This is a genomic window from Planctomycetia bacterium (assembly GCA_015200345.1).
Lineage (GTDB): Bacteria > Planctomycetota > Phycisphaerae > UBA1845 > UTPLA1 > PLA3.
The window spans coordinates 530607-550325 of the sequence record CP054187.1; the positions used below are offsets into that span (position 1 = coordinate 530607).

Consider the following 19719-nt stretch of genomic DNA (forward strand, 5'->3'; position numbering starts at 1 on the left):
TTTGCAGGTTCACGCCCTTTCATTCGCCGCGCTCGCCTCTGAACCCTTCTCCCTACATCCACGCCTGCCCGCGTTCTGGACGCGCAACAGCGCATCGACACGTCAATTCAGGCTTATCTCCCGGTCACAACCCCGCCGATGACACTGGTGGAGTGTTTGAGAGCTCAAGTCTTGCAACCTTCAGGGTTCACGAATCGTGATGTCCTTTAGTCCCCAGTCCCGTGTGCGTACCGGCGCGGGAAAGCGGGCGATTAGTTTCCGCCGCCGCATTCTTTTCCTGTCGATCCTTCTCATCGCGATGGCCGCTGTGCTTGAGTTGGGCACGCGCGGGTACAACCGCCTGCGCACCGGTCGCTGGACCGTCGGTGATCCCGAGCGCGCCGCGGTCAACGCGGGCCTCTACACGAGCAATGTCTGGACCGGTCAGATTCCGCGGCCCGGCGCGGTCGTCGAGTTTCCTGGTCGCAGCATTCACATCAACAGCCTGGGCTTTCGCGGATACGAGATTTCGCCGCACAAATCCGCCGGAACGGTGCGCATCGCCTGCCTCGGCGGATCGACCACGTTTGACGTCAAGGTGAGCGATGACACGCGCACCTGGCCGGCGCAGATGGAAGCCGTGCTTCGCGCGCGGCATGGTATTCACAACGTCGAAGTCATTAACGCGGCGACGTGCGGCTATTCACTGCAACGGTCGCTGATCGACCTGATGACGCGCGTGCTCGACGTGCGACCCGACTGGATCGTCTGCTACGCCGGCGTCAACGACCTCGCCGCGGCGCACCGGCCGGATCATCAGATCGGCCGGTCGCACCTTGCAATCGTCACGCCGCAGGAGACACCCTGGTATCGCCGCTTGATGGGCACAAGCGAATTCTGCAACGAGGTGATCTCCCGATTGCGCTATGCCCGCCAACTCAAGTATGGCAACTGGGAGGGCCGACCGATCGAGCGAAGCGACGAGCCGGACGCACGAGGAATCGCCGCGTTCGGCCGCAATTTGAAGACCCTTGTTGGAATCTGCCGGGCGCACGACATCCGCCTGGCGCTGGTCACGGTGCGCACGGCCTATGCCCCCATGCAGCCGATGGACGTGCAGATGGAGCTGGCCCGCATGGACTTGATGGACCATTCGAATCTTTCGCTTCAGGGGCACTACCGCGGCTATGCGCTCATCAATCAGGTGATTCGGGAAGTCGGCCGGGCTTATCAGGTGCCGGTGATCGATCAGGCGACGGCGCTGCCGGCGGGCGACATGCACTTTGCCGACTCGGTGCACTTCAACGATGCCGGCGCGGCGGCACTGGCGATGCTGGCGGCGGACGAGCTGGCGCCTTACCTTAAGCCCGACACCCTGCCGGGCGAGCCGATTGTCGTATCGCCGATTATCGCAGAATAAGCAGCACCGCGAGCGACGCGACGGCGACGAGGCTCAAGATCGTCGCGGCGATGGTCTGCCGTCGCGCTTGATTCGCACGATGTCGCTGAAGGCTGGCATGCGCTTCACGAACCAAGGCCCGCCAGTCCGGCGTGATCGGCGACCGAGCCAGTTCAATCGTGACTCCGGCTGAATCCCAACGATCCAAATCAGCGTGGTTCTTCCAGATCATTTCCCAAAGCGCGTCGAGATCCGCGAACAAAACGGACGTGAATCGCCCCGCCGACAACGCGCCGTTCAACTCGTCGTCGTCCTTGGCTTCAAACCACGCCGGCTCGGCGCCGGGATGCGCGGAAAGGTACTGCGCGAGAGCATCCCGCCCGGTCGCGTCGCTCGCGCGGCGCGCGGCCCAGAGGCCCCTTGCCGCTTGAATCTCTCGTTTCACGCTGCTCATGGCGTTGAGCCTCCGAAGGCATGATGCACGATCGCCGTCAGCGTGACGAGCGCGGCGATACCCACGACGCCGGCGAATGGAAAAATGCTCGCCCCCGTCAACCACGCAGGCCCGGCGTAGCGCACGAACGGACGCACACCCATGATGACCAGGATGCCGCCTGCATGCAGTCCGGCCGCAAGCCAGAGCGATCCGGTATCGAGAAACGCAACCCCCAGAAGCACGCCAAGTGCGACATGGCCGGGGAACGTCCAGCGTCGCTTCACCGTGCGGACGTAATGCGCGATGGCGAAGACCAGCCCGCTGATTGCCACGGCCGCGCCAGGCGACCAGTCGGCGTGCAACAGATCAGCCATGAGCACGCCGCGAAACAGAAGCTCCTCGACGAATGCGCCGAACAAGGCCGTCGGCACGAGCAACACAAGACGGCGGATCCACTTCTTGCGCGCGTGATGGACTTCTACCACCAGGCGCTGGGTCGCAAGCCAGATCACGCACAGGACGGACAGAAACACTGCCGCAGATGCGACGCCGTAGCCGAAGTGCACGGCAGCCGGCGCATGAGGCAGCAGGCGGCCGTAATAAACGGAAGGCGTCTCCCCGCGCAAGAAAGGGTACAGCACGATGACGGCAAGCAGGCTCACCTGGGTCGCGATGCGCACGACCAGGCGCAGATGCTCCGGCCCGCCGCGCGCGTCAATGCGCCAACGAATTGGCTGTCGCGCTGCCGCCAGCCAAGCGGACTGCACCGTCCAAAGGACGATTGGAATCACCAGGAGCATCGCCAGCGCGGTCATCGAACCATGCCCCTTGTCGCGCTCCCGGGAACAGCACCGCGGTACGCGGCGTCCGTCTCTTCCAGGCGCGTGACATATCGCTCATCGGTGAACTGAAACACGCGTGTCCAGCGACTGTCGCCCCAGAGGAACCACGCATCGGGCGACGCTCGAAGGAACCGCTCGAATCCCGCGGCCCATTGCCGCATGGCCGCCGCCAGCCCTGCTTTGCGCCCGCCCTCGACGCGCGAGCGCGCGCGCACCTCGATTGGCGTTTCGGCGTACAAAACCTGTCTTCCGTTCACAATCCGCCCAAACAGCGGAATCAGCGGCGCTTCGGCCAGCATGGCGATCGACGCCGGACCACTCGGCAGATACATGCGTCGGTCGAACAGTTCCACCGGTACGCCCTTGTCGGATTTCTGCGCGATGTCGGGTGTCATGACCAGCGCCGCCCCGCGTTGCAGGGCCTCGACGCACGCGGCGGCGCGACTCGTCGGATCCGTGGCCATTGGCTGCTCGATGATCAACGGCAGCCTCGCGGCGTCGCACCAGATGCGCTTGAGACGCAGCCGCCTCGCGTCGGCCGTCCAGCGCAAATAGACACTGATAGGTGTTTGCTGATTGAGCCGTGCGAGCGTGAGGAGAAAGTTGCACGTATGCGCCGCGGCGACGATCACGCCCCGCCCGGCCGCCAACGCCTCGCCGATGATCGCGGTCGAAGGATCAAGCACGATGTGCCGCGCAGCCAACTCCATAATTCGCTCGGGCCGGCGCTGATGCTTGAAAACCATCGCCGAACACGCAAGATGCAGCCCGACCTGATCGAAATACGCCGCGACGGCATCCGGCCGATCAATTCCCGCGGCAATCAGATTGCCCCGAACGAGACGTCCCAGCTTCGGCACATGTGGCCCCGCTCGGGCGATGACACGCCCCGCGCATCGAATGAAACCGACGGGCAGGATCGGCGCGCACGCGCAGGCGGCGTTCGTCGCCAGACTCGTCAACCATCGGCGAACGGCTCGGGCGGAGATGGGCTGCCTCCCAGCAAATTCGTCGTGTGCGTTGAGATGCGTCACGACGCGTATCGCTCGGCATCTTAGGGGCGCGGCGCAAGCCGCTCAATTCGCACGGAGGCCGGTACTGTCCTGATGAACTGATCCGGTTAGAATCTTCGCCTTCCGTTTCGCGAGCCTGAAACACGATTCAACTGGAGGAGCGTTTTCCATGTTTCGCTGCACCGTCCGCCGATTCGTCGTTGCCCTCTTTCCGCTTGTCGCCCTGTCGGCGCCGGCCGCCGCAGAGCCGCATCCGTTCAGCATTCACGACATGCTGGCGATGAAGCGAATCGGTGCGCCGGCCCTGTCGCCCGATGAACAGCGCATCGTCTTCACGCTTCGCACGACGGATCTCGAAGCCAACAAGGGCCGCACCGATCTCTGGATTGTGGATGTGGATGGCGAAAACCTCCGCCAACTCACCACTCATCCCGACGCCGACGGCAGCCCGCAATGGAGCCGCGACGGGAAGTTCATTTACTTCCTCTCCTCGCGCGGCGGGTCGTCGCAGGTCTGGCGCATCTCGCCCGACGGCGGCGAAGCAACGCAAGTCACGACTCAACCGCTCGACGTCGCGGGGTTTCTGCTCTCGCCCGACGGCAGACACCTGGCCCTCGCGATGGAAGTCTATCCCGACCTGCGAAAGCCGGCGGAGACCAAGGCCCGCCTCGACGAAGTGGCGAAGAAAAAGTCGAGCGGACGTATCTACGATCGTCTCTTTTTTCGCCACTGGGACACCTGGAAGGACGGGCGACGCTCGCACCTCTTCATCGTTCCAGTCGATGACAGGGGCCGCGCCGTCGATGACGAGGTCGTGGACCTCACCGCCGGCATGGACGCCGACATCCCCAGCAAGCCTTTCGGCGGCATGGAGGAGATCGCCTTCTCGCCCGACAACAAGCAAATTGTCTTTGCGGCGCGCGATGTCGGACGCAACGAGGCGTGGTCGACCAACCTCGATCTGTTCGTCGCGACCGTCGACGGAAAGGACTTGCCTCGTCGGCTGACGAAGGACAACGAAGCGACGGACACGGCGCCCGTCTTCTCGCCCGATGGCAAAGCACTGGCCTACCTCGCCATGTCGCGCCCGGGCTATGAGGCCGATCGCCAGCAGATCATGCTGATGGACTGGCCGGGCGGCAAGCCGATGGTACTGGCCGAGTCGTGGGATCGCTCGGCGTCGGAGATTGCGTGGGCGGCGGATGGGCGCAGCCTGTTCGTCACGGCGCAGAACCTCGGGCAACATTCGCTGTTCCACATTGATCTCGTGACGCAAGAGGTCAAGCCTGTTGTGTGGGAAGGGACGGTGCACAACCCGATGCCCGCCAGGGATCGCGTGTACTACACGTTGAACAGCCTCACGTCGCCCGCCGAACTGATGAGCGCGACGCTCGCAGGAAAGGATGTTCGCGCGGTGACGAAGATCAACGCGCCGATGCTGGCGGCGGCGAAACTCGGCGATCCGGAACAGTTCGCCTTCGAGGGCGCGGGCGGCGATCAGGTCTATGCGTACGTCGTCAAACCGGCAGATTTCGACCCGGGGAAAAAATACCCCGTCGCCTTCCTGATTCACGGCGGGCCGCAAGGCTCCTTCGGCAACGACTTCCACTATCGCTGGAACCCGCAGGCATACGCGGGTGCGGGCTATGCGGCTGTCATGGTCGATTTCCACGGTTCAACGGGCTACGGCCAGGCGTTCTGCGATGCGATCCGCGGAGACTGGGGCGGCAAGCCGCTGGAAGATCTGAAGCTGGGCCTTGAGGCGGCACTGAAGCGCTACCCGTGGATGGACGGTGAACGCGTCGCGGCGCTGGGGGCGTCGTACGGCGGGTACATGATCAACTGGATCGCCGGCAACTGGCCCGATCGGTTCAAGTGTCTGGTCTGCCACGACGGGAACCTGTGCGAGCGGATGGCGTACTTCGACACCGAGGAACTTTGGTTCCCCGAATGGGATCACATGGGCAATCCGTGGGACAACCCCGAGCATTATGAGAAACACAACCCCATCAACCACGTCGGCAAGTGGAAGACGCCCATGCTGGTCATCCACGGCGGCCAGGACTTCCGCGTCGTCGAGACGCAGGGCATGTCGACGTTCACCGCGCTCCAGCGCCGCGGCATTCCGAGCAAGTTTCTTTACTTCCCCGATGAGAATCACTGGGTGCTCAAGCCGGCCAACAGCATTCTCTGGCACGAGACGGTCCTCGGCTGGCTGGACCAGTGGACGAAGGAGTAGAGTTGCCGCATCGCACGCATCATCAAATCGCCTACTTTATCTAGATGGATTTCGATACGGACGATCCGGGCAGCCGTCTGCGCATAAACTCATATCGCAGGCAAGCTTGCGCAAGCCGGAGACGATCGCGGTCCATCGGGCGACTGCTCCGGAGCGGATCAAAAACCAGCCGCGTCATATTGACGAACTTGAATTATCGCGTGCCGGCTTGCATTCAAGACCCGTTTTGACTTATTATGAGTCCAGCAGGTTGGATTATGGTGTTCGGATCCACCTGCAAGGAGTCGAAACCGTTGTTTGGCGCAGCCTGCCAGTGCACCGCCAGCAGCGGTTGATGGAAAGCGAACACATGCACAGTAGGAGGAGACAACCATGTATAAAACACTCACTACCTTGTCGGCCGCCCTTGTTCTGTGCGCATTGAGCTCCCAATCACAAGCCGCATTGATTACGTTTACCGGCGGCACGGTCTATCGACTCAATTCGACAACCGAGACAACCAACAACCTCGTGTCGTGGGATAACGTCGACTACTACGAGGAAGGCGGCTTCCGGATCGACTTTATCCCAAACAGCGGTTCGGCCGGTTTCGCCAGCCACATCGGCAACTACTACGGTGCCGGCAACGACGTCATTCACATTCACTGGGCTACAGGCGACTTTGGCGGCGTCACGGCTGTCGAAATCACCAAGATCGGCGGCGGCGCGTTTGATATCAACTACTTCGACCTGACATCCAACACCGATACGGGCGGCTCGTTTGCGAGCGGCAATGAACTCGCCTGGGTCGAAGGTTTCCTCGCCGGCAACCCCGTCGCCGGCCCCTTCCTGCTGCCGCAGGAGGACTGGGGCTTCCCGGCGACGCAGGTGGGCCTGGGGGCCGCGTTTGACAACGTGGACATGGTTCGCTTTTACGTCACCAACACCGTCGATTGCTTCGGAATGGACCAGTTTTTCATCGATGAAGTACCGGAGCCGGCAAGCCTTGGCTTGTTCGCGCTGGCGGGCTGTCTCGCCCTGCGGCGGCGACGAAGCCGCTGTTAAGCCGGACTTGCTCAACATTGGCGGATGACTAATCAATTGAAAGCCCCACGTTTGCATGCGTGGGGCTTTTTTTTCGCAGCATATTTAACCCACTGTGATTCGGCATCCGGCATGGCGAGCGATACCCGCCCTGTGAACCGCGCCCTGTTCCCGGCTTCCTGTCCACGTCGTTCCCCTGTCCTCGTTTCGATTGATTGACGATCCGGTGTTTCAGTCTTCCCACTGCGTATAGTCATCCGTCGTTTTTTTCTCCGTCATCACCCAGTCGATGGCCGCGGCGATGTTCTGTCTGCGGTAGCGCGTGAACATGCCGCCGGCGTTGCGCATCGGCTCGGGAATCTCGTCGTACTCGTGCAGCAGGACGCCGACGAACAGCGGCCGCGGCGTGGCGTCGCGAGCCGTTTGCAACTCCCAGTTGACCCAGTCGCTCTGGGCCGTCAGGTACGAGATGACGCACAGAACGATGTTGCACCGCGCCAGTTGCTCGCGCGTCGCCCGCTTGTGCGGTTCGGCGCCGGGTGATTCGATGGGCACGGCCGCTCGCGCGACGTACGCCGTGAGGTCATGGTTCACGACGGGGAATTCGAGCAGCTTTTCGGCGCAGGAAAGCTGCTCGGGGTCGAAACAGAGATACACCTTCACATCTTCGGCGGAGTAATCAGCCGGCGCGGCGGCGTCTTTGACCGGGGAATCCGGCGACGCAGCGTCCAGCCTGTCGTCGTGTTCATCATGATCGTGGCCGGCGTGCTCGTGCATATGGATTAGCGATACTCGGATTCACACTGCTTGAAGCAGGGGTACGCGTCGGTGTGTGCCGCTGCTTCAAGCGGGGTCACGAGCGTGCATCATGCCGCGCGGGCGCCCATCGCGCGGGCCATGGCAATCGCCAGCGCATCGAACACCAATCCGACGTTGGCGTTCAGTTCCAACTGGCGCTCGGCGGCCGACACCGCGCGAATCGCCTCGCCGATGCGCCGCGGCGAGGCGCCCGCAGCGATCGCCCTCGCCTGCCCCTCCTCCGTCAGCGCGTGTGGCAAGACGCCTGCCGCAGCCCGCAGCGCATCTCCCAGTAGCGCTCCCAAAACCGCCAGCAACAGCTGCTGTCCCTCGCGGACGGTTCGCGCGTCCGGGCCGGTTTCGATCTCATCGCCATCGTCCGCATCCTCGTCGTCGTCATCAGCGGCATCGTCACCCTTGGGTTTGAGCGGCGCGATGGAGCGCTTCGATTTGGCGGCCGGTGCTTCATCGGCCTCGTCCTCGTTGTCGGTCTCGTCCGGCGGTTTGAATCCGGTCAGCAGCTTGGCCAGTTCCTGCCACTGCCGGCTGGTGCCAAGCGGGTCAGCCGTTACGCCCCGCAATGACGCCATGACGGCATCACGCTGCGCCACGACCCCGCCGCGCGTGAGTTGCAGGGCCGCGCCGAGACTCCCCTGCGACAGCGCGGCAAGAAAGCGGGCTTCGTCCGGAGCCGTCGCGCCGCGCGCGATCAGTTCCTGCACGATGTAATCCGTCGGCAACGCCTGAAACGCCACATGATGACAGCGTGATCGCGTCGTCGGCAACAGCTCGTCGGCGCTGGATGCGATGAGGATCAAATAGCTGTGGCCCGGTGGCTCCTCAAGTGTCTTCAGCATGGCATTCTGCGCCCCAATGCTCAACCGCTCGGCCTCCGACACGAGGAAAACCTTCGCCCGCCCGCGCGACGGCCGCAGCGTCACCGCGTCCAGCAGGAAATGGCGAATGACCTCGACGGAATGCTCCAGGGCCTTGCGCTTCTGCACAAGCTTGTCGGGGTGATGACGATTCAAGCCGCGGTAGATCGGGTGATAATCCGGGTGCGTCCCGGCTGCGAACATGCGACAGTCCTCGCACGTGCCGCAGGCATCTGGCGCCGGCGTCTTGGCTGGCGATTGCATCGGCTCACTCGCCGACGAGAACAATCCGCCGCCATCGGCTTCGGCTGCGTCGTCCTGCCGCGCCGCGCAGAGCAGGTACTGCGCCAGCCGCTCGGCGAACATCTGCCTCCCCACGCCCGGTCGCCCCGTGAACAGGTACGCATGCGGCATGCGCCCCGATTGCAGCGCCCGGCGCACACGGTCGCGCGCGATGCCCTGGTGTTTCACATCGTCAAAAGGCACGGGCCAATGCCTCCATCACGCGCGCCTCCACTTCTTCCACGCTGCCGTGGCCGTCGACAATGGCCATCGGCCGCGGATACAGACCGGGCAAATCGAGAAACATCTGACGAACCTTCTGGTGAAACTCCATCGGTCGCGCTTCCATCGCGTCGGTGTGGGCGTCGTGAAACAGGACGGGGTGGCCGACGGCGCCCTTCTTCTTCTGCTCGTTCAGTCGCTCGGCATGGGATTTGCGCCCCGTGCGGCTGAAACCCGTGTCCGGCGGCAGGTCGATCACGATCGTCAGATCAGGCCACGTGTTGTCGATGGCGAATCGCGCCAGCTCGATGACACGCTTCGGGTCGTAGCCGGCCGCGCCCTGATAGGCGCAGGTCGCCGAGACGAATCGATCACAAAGTACGACGTGCCCTGCCGCCAGGGCCGGATCGATCACCTCGCGCACCAGCTGCGCTCGCGACGCCATGAACAGGAACGCCTCGCAGCGCACATCCATCGCCGACAGGTCGTAATCCAATAGCACATGGCGGATCCGATCGCCGATCACCGTGCCGCCCGGATCGCGCGCCATCACGACGGTCAACCCGGCGGAACGAAGCGCCTCGTGCAGGCGCTTGATCTGCGCGCCCTTGCCGGCGCCGTCGACGCCGTCGAAGACGATGAACTTCCCCCGCAGGCGCGTGAGATCAAACGGCGGTTCAGGATGCCCGTGCGGCGTGGATCGCTTCATAAACGGCGTCGGCGTTGTAACTGGACCGGACAAACGGACCGCTCGCCACGGACAAAAAGCCCATGTCGCGCGCCTCGCGGCCGATCGCCTCGAACTCCTCCGGCGGCACGTACCGGACCACCGGCACATGCAAGTCGGACGGCCGAAGATACTGGCCGACGGTCAGGATGTCGACGCCCACGTCGCGAAGGTCCTGCATTGTGCGCGTCAGTTCGGCGCGCGTCTCGCCCAGCCCCACCATCAGACCGCTCTTGGTGAAGAGCGACGGGCGAATCTCTTTGACGCGGCGAAGCACGTCGAGGCTGCGGCGATAGCGCGCGGCGGGTCGAATAAACGGCGACAGGCGCTCGACCGTTTCCTGGTTGTGGTTGTAAATGTCCGGACCGGCGTCACACAGGGTCTGCAACAACTCGTCGCGCGCATGAAAGTCGGCCGGCAGGACTTCGATGGCGCAATCAGGCACGGCGGCGCGAATCCCGCGCACACATTGGGCGAAATGCCCGGCCCCTTCGTCGGGCAGATCGTCGCGCGCGACGGCGGTGATGACCACGTGGCGCAGGCTTAATTCCGCGACGGCCTTGGCAAGCCGAATCGGCTCATCAGCCTCGGGCGGATCGGGTTTGGCGGTGTCCACGGCACAGAAGAGGCAGCGCCGTGTGCACTTGTCGCCAAGAATCATGAACGTGGCATGGCGCTTCGACCAGCACTCGATGAGATTCGGGCAGTGCGCCTCTTCGCAGACGGTGGCCACGCCGGACCGCTCGACGATGCCGCGCGTTTGCAGCAGAACCTCCCCGGTGGGCAGCCGCTTTTTGAGCCAAGGCGGCAGGCGCGGGCCGCCGGGCCTGGGAGCCGGGAGTACGTTCAGTCGCACCATGCCGGGATTGTATCGGACAGCCGCGCCGTCGGGCAACTCGACGCCGATCAGGCAGCTACTTGCTATAATCCTCCGTCGAGTGATTGTCGCGCCGACACACCTCTTTCATCGGAGGCGCCCGCCCATGAAACTCGAACGCATTCTTTTCCCGACCGACTTTTCCGAGTTGTCGCTGCACGCGCTGACGTACGCGCGCTCCTTTGCGGAGTCTTACAAAGCCGAGTTGCACGTGCTGCACGTCGTTGATGATGCATATCAATACTGGATGCCGATGGGGCCGGGCAGCGTGCCGGTCGGGCCGCCGATGGAAGAGCTGATCAGCCTCGCCAACAGCGAACTTGGCAAGTTCGCGCGGGAACACCTGAACGGCGCCTCGTTCAAAATCGTCACCGCGTCGGCTGCCGGGCGGCCGTTCATGGAGATTATCAAGTACGCACGGGATCGCGCCATCGATATGATCGTCATGGGCACGCACGGTCGCAGCGGCCTGCGCCACGCGTTGCTAGGCAGCGTGGTGGAGAAAGTCGTGCGCAAAGCACCTTGCCCCGTGCTGACGATCCGCGATCCCAGGCACGAATTTGAGATGCCATAACCGCCTCGCGACGGCCCTTTCGGAGTGGGATCGTTGAATCCGCAAGCCCAGCCCGTCTACGCGCTTCGCATCGCGTCCAGCCCCAATCAGCCCGAATCGCTCGCCCTGTGCCTGCGTGCGATCCTCGGCTGGAGCGGGAGCCATCTCGACTACAGCGAAATTTGTTGCGCGCTCGCAACGGCGGTGATGGTCTCTTACTGCCGGACGGCTCGCTTGGAAGATCGCTGGAACACCTTCGGCCGACATGCGTTTGTCGAGGAGGCGGCGCGCGAGGCAGGATTGGAGCTGCGAGCGCTGCATCCGCCGCAAGCCGCGCCGACGCCGCCTGCGCCGAGTGAATTCGAATGGCATTGGCGTGACAGCTACATGCCACTCGTCCGTGCGTCGCTCGAACGTGGCGAGCCGGTGCTGGCGTGGATGGGCTGGCCGCCGCCGAACGATTCGGACTGGGGAATCATTACGGCGATTGACAACGACGGCGTCGCACGGGGGGTGACGCCCGGTTGCGGAAACGTGCCGGTCAGACTGGCCGGCCCGCCGGTTCAAGTGTATTGCGCAACCAGGATTGATGCGCAGGAGACCCTCCGACACGACCGGCTGAAATCAATGCTGATACGATTCGGTCGTGTCTTGCGAAATGAGCTTCCGGAAGCGTTCGGAGTGGTGACCGGTGTTCCGGCGCTGAAGGCGCTGCAAGGCCAGCCCTCCGCGGAGATCGTCCAATCCGCGATAAAGCGAATGGTGTCGGATCGCGCCGGCGCCGGTTCCGTGTTGCTCAAGTTTGCCGTGGATGCCGATTCGCGATGGCGCACACGCGTCGAGCGAATCGCGGATGCGATCAACGAGCAGGCGTCCTTCGCGGAACGCGTCGATCAATCGCCCCAGCCGGATGATATAGACAAACTAATTGAACTCGAGGAGAGGATTGCGGACTTGATGCCGTGACGGATTCCTGCCCGCCGGGCAACCTATTCAATCTTTCGGCGACGAACGTTGCGCAGATCGCAACTCGGCGCGTCGTCGTTCCCGATCCAGCGATCCCACGCGCCGTGATCCGAAATGTCTACGCCATCGGCCCGGGCTTTACGCTGCAAGTGATTCTGCAACTCGATCAGAAAATCCGTATCCATCAGCTCGGGATGCTCGCCCAGATGCTGGTGCAACACGCGGTAAATCAGCTTCAGTTCTTCGCCATCCAGCGCGGCGATCACGCCTTCGCCCTTTTCCTCGAAACTCATGCCAGCTCCTCCCGCAAACCGGACATTATAGCTGCGGCACCGGCTCGCGGGATTTTGCGTTTTCGCGCGAGTTCACTGGCTCGCGCGAGCGCGGCTTGCGGCTGATTGTCTGCGGCTGCGGCCTGGGCTTCATTTCCTGATGCAATGCCATGTTGGCCATGCCGTTCAGTAACGGGCCGTATTGCTTCAGCACTTCGTTCAGATTCGGCAGGCCGGCAAGACTCATACGCACACTGAATTGGCTCGGCCCCTGTTCGACCGCGATGCAGGCCACGGTGTCGCGACAATAGCCCGCCACCTGCTGCGCCACCATTGCGAGGCCCGGCTCGCCGGAGTCAACCGCCACCGCAGCACATCGCCCGATGTGCGCCGCGCCCATGATCGTGCAATCAGCAGGAAGTTTGGCGATCACCGCGCCAAGCTGCGCATCCTTGAGGATCGACTCGCCCTTCGTCGATGCGCGAATCGCGGACTTCAACGCAGTGCGCGTCAGCCCGAGCGCAATGCAGCCATCAAGTTCTGCCAGGTAGATCGACCCGACCGACGGAATCTGATAAGCCGTGACCGGCGTCTCGCCGATCTTGATCCGCCGCGGCGGAGCCGGATCATGCCCTTCCACGAGACCGGGCAGCGAGAGAAACTGGTCCCATAGCGCCCGGCTCCGCGCGACATCATTCACCGCGATGATCACGCCTGCATTGGGCACACGTTCCAGTTCCGAATCCCCTTCGCCCTTCTGCATCTTGCCCGGAACGACGAACGCACACACTTCCTGAATGTTCCCGAAAAACTCGCGACCGATGTCCATCGCACTGATCGCCGGTGATGCGCCGGCGGAGGAAAGCGTTTCCGCACCCTCCTTGCGTCCGCGCGAGGTCGAGTCGATCGCGAAGTTCGCCAAAGCCGGATTCAGGCCAAACCCGAAGACGGCCGCCGCGTCCATCGGCACCTTCGCAAGCCCCTTGCGCGACATCGGCGGGAGCCGCGTGAGGTTGTACGCGATGCTTCGATGGTTGTCGGCCAGTCGCAGTGTGATCCGCGAATTGAGCACTCCGTCGTGAATGCCCCACGAATACGACGCCCAGCGGAAGCTCTTGAGATCGGCGATGGCATCAACGACCGCCATCTCCTTGCGGTCACGCTCGCTCATGTGGCCTTGCGCGACTTTCAGAATCGCCTGAATGTCAGCCAGCGCGAAGATCGTCGCGCCGCTGCGCGAGGCCATCAGTTCGGACAAGTCCGGGCGCGAAGCCAACGACGGCACGTTGCTGTCGTTCAGCCGCGCCACCGCACCTTCAACCAGGTCCCGACTGGAACCGACGATCAGCAGCGCCTCGGTCAGCACACCGACGACGCGGACGCCTTCTATCGTGACGCCGAAGGTCGGGAGATCCATGATTTTTTCAGTGGTCGGCGCGAACTGGAATGCGGTCTCGAGCAACCCTCGCAAAAGGTTCACATCCCCATGGTGAATGACCATCACGCCGCGCGGGTTGTCGCCGATCTCCGAATCAATTCCGGTGATGGAAACCGCCGCGCCGCCAAAGCTGCGCAGCACCTCAAACAACGCGGGGCTGATGGCCACCTGCTGCGGAATGTGAAAGAACGCGTTCGCATCCGTGCCGGGGCGCTGCGCGAGCACCTGACTCATGTCCGTCGTCGTCAGGCCGACCATCGAGGCGAGCTTCTCAAACACGTCACCGGGCCGGCTCAACTCGACGTAGCCCAATGCGTCGGGCGGCATGATCGTCGCGAAGTTCTGCGCTACCAGATGATCGCGGCAGCGGTTCGCCCCGGCTCGCGCGACCGCTTGCTGATCCGCCGGCAAATCGGACTCGATCGCCGCAAGGTACAATTCGCGCGCGGCCGAATAGTCACGTTCCTGATGTTCGAGGAAGTAGGCACGGTACAGGTCCGGCTTCTCGGCGCGCGTCTCCGCGACCGGCATCCATACGGCGGTGAGGGATGCAAGGGAAAACGTCGCTCGAATCATTAAAAGGGACGCGGTCATTTCACACCTCCAGGCCAGGCTCGCAACGTCCGCTGAACAGGATGCAACACGACGAGTCGCGCACGGCCATGGAGACCGAGCGCGCATTGAGAACGCAAACATCATCTCCCTATTGTAATGAGTGGACGGGATATTTATTGGGGGCGCGGAATTCAATCGGAGGCCCCGCAAGCCGAGCGGATGGCGATGAACTGCCAAACCGAATCAGCCGCCTCACCGGCCGGGGATGGACTGGTCGTCTGCGGTTCCGGTCGAGCGCTTACTGCGGCGTCGGCTGGTGGGGCCTGCCCATCGCGTTGTCGACCGGTTGCACCACGCCACAGCTTGGGGAAAAGATCGGCCCAGAAACACCGATGGGGAATGCCGTGAGAGCCCCCATCCCGGGAGCAAGTGGCGAAATTCCCATCATCGTGCGTGCGGGTACGTGGGATGCGGGTATCGACTGCTGGGCGATCTGGCGCAGCGTGTTATCCGCCGGGGCGAACTCGCGATCCTCCTGTTCGCGAACAGCATCGCAACTGGTCGCCAGGTGCTGCATCAATCGCCAGAATCGAATCCACAAACGACCGGCGGTCTCGGCGTCGCACGCCACGTCGTACGCGGCGCGCAATCCGGACAAGGCGATGTGCGCCGGCATGCGCGAATCGCCACCCGATTCGATCCAGCGGAAATCCTGCTCGGATGCTCCGGACGCGTCGGACGCGAGCAACCACTCGCGCACGCGCTGGCCGCGCTGCGCGTCGCTCGCCAGAAACGGCTCGGCGACATCCACAAGCCGCGCCATGCCCAGCGCCGTCAACGGCGTGAAGGCTGCGAGCTGCGCGACGGCCCGGCAATCCATCGTCCAGCGGCCCCAGGCAGCGCCAAGCGACGCGCCGTAGCGCTCAAAATCGCCAAATGTCTGACGCAGCGTCCGCTCCCACTGGTTCGCACTGTCCGCGAGGTTGAGCAGGTGCAGCGCCTGGATCATGACCTGCCACCGGATCAGCGGAGGCGGTGACTCGGACGTTGGAGTCAACGCCGCCACCGTCGCGGGAGACGCGCTCCATTTTTCAATCGTCCCACTCAAATAGGCCGGTCCGAGTTTGATCGTTGCGAACACATCGGCGAATACGACGCTGCTCCAGCACGCCCAGAGCCGCGACGAGATCGTCCAAAACGACGAATCCCCCGTCCAAGACGCGGCGCCGGATTGAATTCTTGCCGCGATCTCACTCTCCAAATTCAGATCGTCCTGAAGGCAGCGACCGACTTCGAACGCAAGATCAACCAGATTCCACGGCTCGGCCAGCCGGCGGCGAGGGATGGTCACCAGCGACAGCGGCAGTTGTCGGCCGCATCGGGAGGAGACCATCGCATGGTGTCGCCAGGAGTGAATACTCTCCGCGTCGTCCGTCACAAAAGCCAGCGGCGTGCGCGAGAGCGCCTCGCGCGAAAGCAACCCGCGCTGGTGCGCCGTCTTGGCGGTCGGCAGGTACAAGCTGCGCAGAATGGCGTCAATCGCGCCGAGCTTCTGGTGATACTCGTGGCTTGCATGCTGCGCAAGGCAACGGAAGAAGAAACCAAGCGTCTCCTCGTTTGGCTCGATCAACCGGGCTTCGAGATCGGCGAGCGCCGCGACGCATTCCCGGCCGCGCGACTGCTCCTGGAGCGCGGCGGCGTGATCCAAACGTGCGAGAACCTGTTCGAGGACAAACTCATACCATTTCATCACCGTCTGAATCTGCGCGGACACCGGTCGCAACCGCGTCCGGGTCAATTCCAGATCGGCCTGAAAGGCCGACTCCTCGGCCGGGGTCATCCGACCGAGGAGCGGCGCCTTCCAGTCATGGGGTACCTGGTCGTTGTAGAGCGCCCATCGCCGTAGGCAGGTTTGCAGTTCCACCGCCCTGCACCGCAGGCTATTCAATCGTTGTCGAAGCAGGTTCATCGCCATCATCCTTCCTGGGATTCACCCCAACGCCTGGTCCCCGTTCTCATCAACCACGCCTCCCAGCCATCAAATGCAGCCAGTCGGCGAACACGTCATCGGAGCTGTGCCGTAGCCGCTGTTGACGAACGGCGTCGTGTTCCAGTTCGCGATGGTGTTCCAGGGATTGCTGAACATTCCAGGTGTTCGGTTGAACAGCCAAGGTGTGTTCACGGCGCTGTTCCACGGCGTCGAAACGGGAATCGTGCCGTACGTCGCCGCCAGATTCCAGGCGGGATTGAACGTGCCGAAGGGATTACCCGGATTGAAACCGTTGATCGGAAACCCGTTGTAGCTGTTCCAGCTGTTCAGCCACGGGTGGTTGATGGTGTTGTACGTCGGGTTCACGAACGACGCCGGCGTGCCGACGTTCGACGCGAAGAAGGGGTTGACGGTGCTGAAGTTCGCCGCGCCGAACGTGTTGAACGGCGCCGCGGCGTTCGGGATCGTGGCCTGGAAGTTGTTGGGAAAGCAAAAGGGATTGGGTTGGCCTCCCCACAACCCGGCCGGCGAATAGAACATGTAAGGGTTGGTGTTCACGAACGGATTGCCGGCGTTGGCGAAACCGGTGCAGCCGATTGTCGGATTGACCGTCGCAATCACGTTGGAGTACGGATAGCTGACCCAGTTCGGAGTGTTGACGTACGGGTTGAAGGCATACGGACTGGTGATCGGCGTGTTGAAGCCGTAGGTGTTCGGGGTGCCGTAACCGGGGATTCCGAAACCGTTCACGCCCATTCCAAACGTGTTGATCGGAGTGGTGATAAACGGATTGACGTACGGCGTGTGAGCGAAACCGGTGAACGGATTCACGTTGCAGCCCCACGGCGTGTTGACGATCGGCGTCGGATAGAACGACGGGATGCCGAAAGTCGTCGGCGTGTTGCAGAAGTAGGGGTTGACGCCGATCGTCCCGAACGCGGGGTTGTATACACCCGTCGTCTGAACGGGAATCTGGCCGATCGGGTTGAAGGCCGTGGGTGTGCCGTAATTCACGCCGGGGATGCCGGTCGTGGGGATCGCACCCACGTTGTTCTCGGGGATTCGCGACTGGCCGTTCATGCCGGGGGCCTGGCCCTCCAGCGTGGCGGCGCCGCCCTGAAAACCATAAGGCTGAAACATAGACACTTTACTCCTTGCCCGAAGGCAAAAACGGTGCGGCACGGCTGACGCTGTCGGTCCTTCCGATTCGACCCGGTGACCGCCCCGGATCTCAACACAGCCGCGCCAAATTGACTGTGAACCACGGATCACCCTCGGTCGCGCATTCGCCGGCGAACGCCGCCGCCGCACGACCTGCACGTTAAGGGGATGTCCGTCCGCACATTTATCGTCCGTGAAACGTCCGCGGCGTGTGCCATCGGTCGATGGTTCGACTAAGAATTTGTTGCCTCAATCTGAATCGGCGTCACCGTCAGCGGGGTCGATACGCCAACATCGCCGTAGGCCGCTCTTTCAGTACTGAAAATGCGATTCGAGTCGTGTAGTCCATCAGGCCGACCGCAAGCATGCGGCGATACCGCGCCCGGCGGACCCGCGGCTGGCCGAACGAATCCATTCAGCCGCCCGCCGGCTTTGCCGAGCGCCATCGCCAACCGCGCAAACCCTGCGCCCGTCCATCAGTTCCCAAGTCCGGCTTTCAGTATTGAAAACAGCATGAGGCGTCGGCCCGCAAGCAAGCCGCGTTATCAGTACGATTTTTCGGGGTTGGCATCCGCCTCGACCGATGCGGCCGATCAGGCCCCTGTCCGGGCTGAATTTCGAGGTCGAAGTCACTAGAATGCGTGCATGGGTGAAGTGTCGAACGGGAATGGTTGTGGCGTCGATTTTGGGCGATGGATACCCATTTTTCCCCTGCCCGGCACCGTCCTGCTCCCCCGCGTGGTTCTGCCGCTGCACATTTTCGAGCCACGCTATCGGCGCATGATGCGGGACGCCCTTGCCGATCAGCGGGCCATGTGCATCGCCCTGCTCAAGCCCGGTTACGAAGCGAGGTATCACACGCTCGAAGCTGCCATACAGCCGGTCGTGGGCGTGGGCCGCATCCTCAAAGCCGAACAAACAAATGACGGTCGTTACTACTTCCTGCTTCAGGGTGTGTGCCGTGCCCGGCTCGTCGAAGAAGATCGGAGCGGTCCCTATCGACGAGGGATCCTGAATCCGATGCATCCTCAAGCCCTGGCCTGCGACGAAGAATGTTCGCTGCGCCGAGAGATCAGAACCCTGCTCTCCGCGCCGCCCCTTGAAGAAATATCCCAGCAATCGCACTGGATGAATCTGTTCACATGCAATGACCTCACCCTATCAGACATTCTCGATGTGCTTGCCTCTTCGCTTCTGACTTGCCCCGAAGAAAAGCAGGTCTTTCTCTCCGAGCCGTGTGTGCGACGCCGCGCCGCCGTGATCCGCGATGCGCTGCGATTGCTATCAAACGAACTGGTGGTCGCGACGGCCCGCTGCGCCAAGCCGCGCTCCTGGCCTCCGCGATGTTGTGATAATTGAACCTCCACGCCCCGTTTTGCAGCCCACTGCCGGCTTTCCCGAGTGGCAATCTCCCGGCGAACGGCCGACGGCCTGACCTGAAACCACCCGATCCAAGCTCCTTCCGGACCTCGTCGCCGGCAGGAGGAGTCACTGGCCGATCTTGGTAGAGGCGATTAGGATAGCGGGCGTCAAGCCCGGCGAGGGTGCCGCAGCCTGACGGGAGGATGCCACGTGCGCAAACGGATTTCGCCTTGGAAGATCGCCCGATGGAGCGGGCTGGTGTCCGCGTTGACCCTGTATCAGGTTGGTTGCCTGCCGGACGGGGCCTTCGCGCAGGTCACGGCCGAGAACGTGATTTTCTCGTTCGCCGTCGCCATTACATCGTTTACCTCACTCTTCTTCAACACGCTCTTTGGCGTCATTTGACGGAGGCTCACGCATGCGACCTGCCCAGCGCCGATCCGCCGCTACAAGTCATGTTTCGCGCGGTCTTGCGATGAACCGATGGAACCACCGAGCGCGAAGGCTTCTGGTCGTCGCGGCCGCCCTGCCGATCCTTCAAGGCACGGGCTGCTTCCCTGACCCGATCGGCGCGCTGAACTTCCAGCTTCAGCAGCTCGTCAACACGACGCTCATCGACTGGGTCAGCGTTATCGTCGCCAACATCTTCCGGCTGTAGAATGGGCTGCCCCTGCGGTGAAGGCTGCGGGTGACCAGTCTTCGCGAACAGA

19 protein-coding genes are annotated in these 19719 nt (G+C 62.9%); 8 read left to right on the top strand and 11 right to left on the bottom strand.

Going from position 1 to position 19719, the window contains the following annotated elements:
* The first annotated feature begins 199 nt into the window (after positions 1-199).
* A complete protein-coding gene (locus tag HRU71_02405) occupies positions 200-1399 on the top strand; it encodes an SGNH/GDSL hydrolase family protein (protein ID QOJ02400.1) in 1200 nt (399 codons plus the stop codon).
* Here HRU71_02405 and HRU71_02410 read toward each other — a convergent pair.
* The 3 genes from HRU71_02410 to HRU71_02420 are packed head-to-tail and all read right to left on the bottom strand — an operon-like array spanning position 1386 to position 3690.
* The gene (locus HRU71_02410) at positions 1386-1832 is read right to left on the bottom strand and encodes a hypothetical protein (GenBank protein QOJ02401.1); all 447 of its coding nucleotides are present in this window, start codon (positions 1830-1832) and stop codon (positions 1386-1388) included. The two genes, HRU71_02405 and HRU71_02410, sit on opposite strands and share 14 nt — an antisense overlap.
* On the bottom strand, positions 1829-2629 hold the full coding sequence (locus HRU71_02415; GenBank protein ID QOJ02402.1) for a CPBP family intramembrane metalloprotease: 801 nt from the start codon (positions 2627-2629) through the stop codon (positions 1829-1831). Before HRU71_02415 ends, HRU71_02410 begins: the two co-directional genes overlap by 4 nt.
* Complete coding sequence (locus tag HRU71_02420; GenBank protein QOJ02403.1) at positions 2626-3690, bottom strand: hypothetical protein; 1065 nt, start codon at positions 3688-3690, stop codon at positions 2626-2628. The genes HRU71_02415 and HRU71_02420 overlap by 4 nt, the downstream gene beginning before the upstream one ends.
* A 148-nt stretch (positions 3691-3838) precedes the next feature.
* On the opposite strand from HRU71_02420, the gene HRU71_02425 reads away from it, so the two are divergent.
* Together HRU71_02425 and HRU71_02430 are read left to right on the top strand one after the other, a co-directional pair.
* Entirely contained in the window at positions 3839-5908 is a 2070-nt protein-coding gene (locus HRU71_02425) for a S9 family peptidase (protein ID QOJ02404.1), read from the top strand.
* 372 nt (positions 5909-6280) lie between these two features.
* On the top strand, positions 6281-6952 hold the full coding sequence (locus tag HRU71_02430) for a PEP-CTERM sorting domain-containing protein (GenBank protein QOJ02405.1): 672 nt from the start codon (positions 6281-6283) through the stop codon (positions 6950-6952).
* Between the two features lie 210 nt (positions 6953-7162).
* On the opposite strand, the gene HRU71_02435 is transcribed toward HRU71_02430, so the two are convergent.
* The 4 genes from HRU71_02435 to lipA all read right to left on the bottom strand — a co-directional run bounded on the left by HRU71_02435 (position 7163) and on the right by lipA (position 10694).
* Complete coding sequence (locus tag HRU71_02435) at positions 7163-7708, bottom strand: TIR domain-containing protein (GenBank protein QOJ02406.1); 546 nt, start codon at positions 7706-7708, stop codon at positions 7163-7165.
* 89 nt (positions 7709-7797) lie between these two features.
* Positions 7798-9090, bottom strand: a complete 1293-nt coding sequence (locus HRU71_02440; protein QOJ02407.1) for a DNA polymerase III subunit — start codon at positions 9088-9090, stop codon at positions 7798-7800.
* The gene (tmk, locus tag HRU71_02445) at positions 9080-9817 is read right to left on the bottom strand and encodes a dTMP kinase (GenBank protein QOJ02408.1); all 738 of its coding nucleotides are present in this window, start codon (positions 9815-9817) and stop codon (positions 9080-9082) included. Before tmk ends, HRU71_02440 begins: the two co-directional genes overlap by 11 nt.
* The gene (lipA, locus tag HRU71_02450) at positions 9786-10694 is read right to left on the bottom strand and encodes a lipoyl synthase (GenBank protein ID QOJ02409.1); all 909 of its coding nucleotides are present in this window, start codon (positions 10692-10694) and stop codon (positions 9786-9788) included. The genes tmk and lipA overlap by 32 nt, the downstream gene beginning before the upstream one ends.
* A gap of 124 nt (positions 10695-10818) precedes the next feature.
* Here lipA and HRU71_02455 point away from each other — a divergent pair, with 124 nt between their 5' ends.
* Entirely contained in the window at positions 10819-11286 is a 468-nt protein-coding gene (locus HRU71_02455; protein QOJ02410.1) for a universal stress protein, read from the top strand.
* 33 nt (positions 11287-11319) lie between these two features.
* Entirely contained in the window at positions 11320-12231 is a 912-nt protein-coding gene (locus HRU71_02460; protein QOJ02411.1) for a hypothetical protein, read from the top strand.
* A gap of 23 nt (positions 12232-12254) precedes the next feature.
* Here the strand turns inward: HRU71_02460 and HRU71_02465 are convergent, their stop codons facing one another.
* The 4 genes from HRU71_02465 to HRU71_02480 all read right to left on the bottom strand — a co-directional run bounded on the left by HRU71_02465 (position 12255) and on the right by HRU71_02480 (position 17626).
* On the bottom strand, positions 12255-12524 hold the full coding sequence (locus HRU71_02465; GenBank protein QOJ02412.1) for a hypothetical protein: 270 nt from the start codon (positions 12522-12524) through the stop codon (positions 12255-12257).
* Positions 12525-12549: 25 nt separating this feature from the next.
* The gene (locus HRU71_02470; GenBank protein ID QOJ02413.1) at positions 12550-14535 is read right to left on the bottom strand and encodes a hypothetical protein; all 1986 of its coding nucleotides are present in this window, start codon (positions 14533-14535) and stop codon (positions 12550-12552) included.
* 259 nt (positions 14536-14794) lie between these two features.
* Complete coding sequence (locus HRU71_02475) at positions 14795-16465, bottom strand: hypothetical protein (protein QOJ02414.1); 1671 nt, start codon at positions 16463-16465, stop codon at positions 14795-14797.
* A 69-nt stretch (positions 16466-16534) separates the two neighbouring features.
* Positions 16535-17626 (bottom strand): hypothetical protein, encoded by a 1092-nt coding sequence (locus HRU71_02480; protein QOJ02415.1) that lies wholly within the window; start codon positions 17624-17626, stop codon positions 16535-16537.
* Positions 17627-18292: 666 nt separating this feature from the next.
* Here HRU71_02480 and HRU71_02485 point away from each other — a divergent pair.
* The 3 genes from HRU71_02485 (at position 18293) to HRU71_02495 (ending at position 19667) form a co-directional block, all read left to right on the top strand.
* Positions 18293-19006 (top strand): LON peptidase substrate-binding domain-containing protein, encoded by a 714-nt coding sequence (locus tag HRU71_02485; GenBank protein QOJ02416.1) that lies wholly within the window; start codon positions 18293-18295, stop codon positions 19004-19006.
* Positions 19007-19219: 213 nt separating this feature from the next.
* Complete coding sequence (locus tag HRU71_02490; protein QOJ02417.1) at positions 19220-19414, top strand: hypothetical protein; 195 nt, start codon at positions 19220-19222, stop codon at positions 19412-19414.
* 13 nt (positions 19415-19427) lie between these two features.
* Entirely contained in the window at positions 19428-19667 is a 240-nt protein-coding gene (locus HRU71_02495) for a hypothetical protein (GenBank protein ID QOJ02418.1), read from the top strand.
* The last annotated feature ends 52 nt before the right edge of the window (positions 19668-19719 follow it).

Excerpts from the sequence above, each read along its gene's own strand:
- HRU71_02405 (QOJ02400.1), top strand. The coding sequence starts at position 200 with ATGTCCTTTAGTCCCCAGTCCCGTGTGCGTACCGGCGCGGGAAAGCGG.
- HRU71_02410 (QOJ02401.1), bottom strand. The coding sequence starts at position 1,832 with ATGAGCAGCGTGAAACGAGAGATTCAAGCGGCAAGGGGCCTCTGGGCC.
- HRU71_02415 (QOJ02402.1), bottom strand. The coding sequence starts at position 2,629 with ATGACCGCGCTGGCGATGCTCCTGGTGATTCCAATCGTCCTTTGGACG.
- HRU71_02425 (QOJ02404.1), top strand. The coding sequence starts at position 3,839 with ATGTTTCGCTGCACCGTCCGCCGATTCGTCGTTGCCCTCTTTCCGCTT.
- HRU71_02430 (QOJ02405.1), top strand. The coding sequence starts at position 6,281 with ATGTATAAAACACTCACTACCTTGTCGGCCGCCCTTGTTCTGTGCGCA.
- HRU71_02435 (QOJ02406.1), bottom strand. The coding sequence starts at position 7,708 with ATGCACGAGCACGCCGGCCACGATCATGATGAACACGACGACAGGCTG.
- tmk (QOJ02408.1), bottom strand. The coding sequence starts at position 9,817 with ATGAAGCGATCCACGCCGCACGGGCATCCTGAACCGCCGTTTGATCTC.
- lipA (QOJ02409.1), bottom strand. The coding sequence starts at position 10,694 with ATGGTGCGACTGAACGTACTCCCGGCTCCCAGGCCCGGCGGCCCGCGC.
- HRU71_02455 (QOJ02410.1), top strand. The coding sequence starts at position 10,819 with ATGAAACTCGAACGCATTCTTTTCCCGACCGACTTTTCCGAGTTGTCG.
- HRU71_02465 (QOJ02412.1), bottom strand. The coding sequence starts at position 12,524 with ATGAGTTTCGAGGAAAAGGGCGAAGGCGTGATCGCCGCGCTGGATGGC.
- HRU71_02470 (QOJ02413.1), bottom strand. The coding sequence starts at position 14,535 with ATGACCGCGTCCCTTTTAATGATTCGAGCGACGTTTTCCCTTGCATCC.
- HRU71_02475 (QOJ02414.1), bottom strand. The coding sequence starts at position 16,465 with ATGAACCTGCTTCGACAACGATTGAATAGCCTGCGGTGCAGGGCGGTG.
- HRU71_02480 (QOJ02415.1), bottom strand. The coding sequence starts at position 17,626 with ATGTTTCAGCCTTATGGTTTTCAGGGCGGCGCCGCCACGCTGGAGGGC.
- HRU71_02485 (QOJ02416.1), top strand. The coding sequence starts at position 18,293 with ATGGGTGAAGTGTCGAACGGGAATGGTTGTGGCGTCGATTTTGGGCGA.
- HRU71_02495 (QOJ02418.1), top strand. The coding sequence starts at position 19,428 with ATGCGACCTGCCCAGCGCCGATCCGCCGCTACAAGTCATGTTTCGCGC.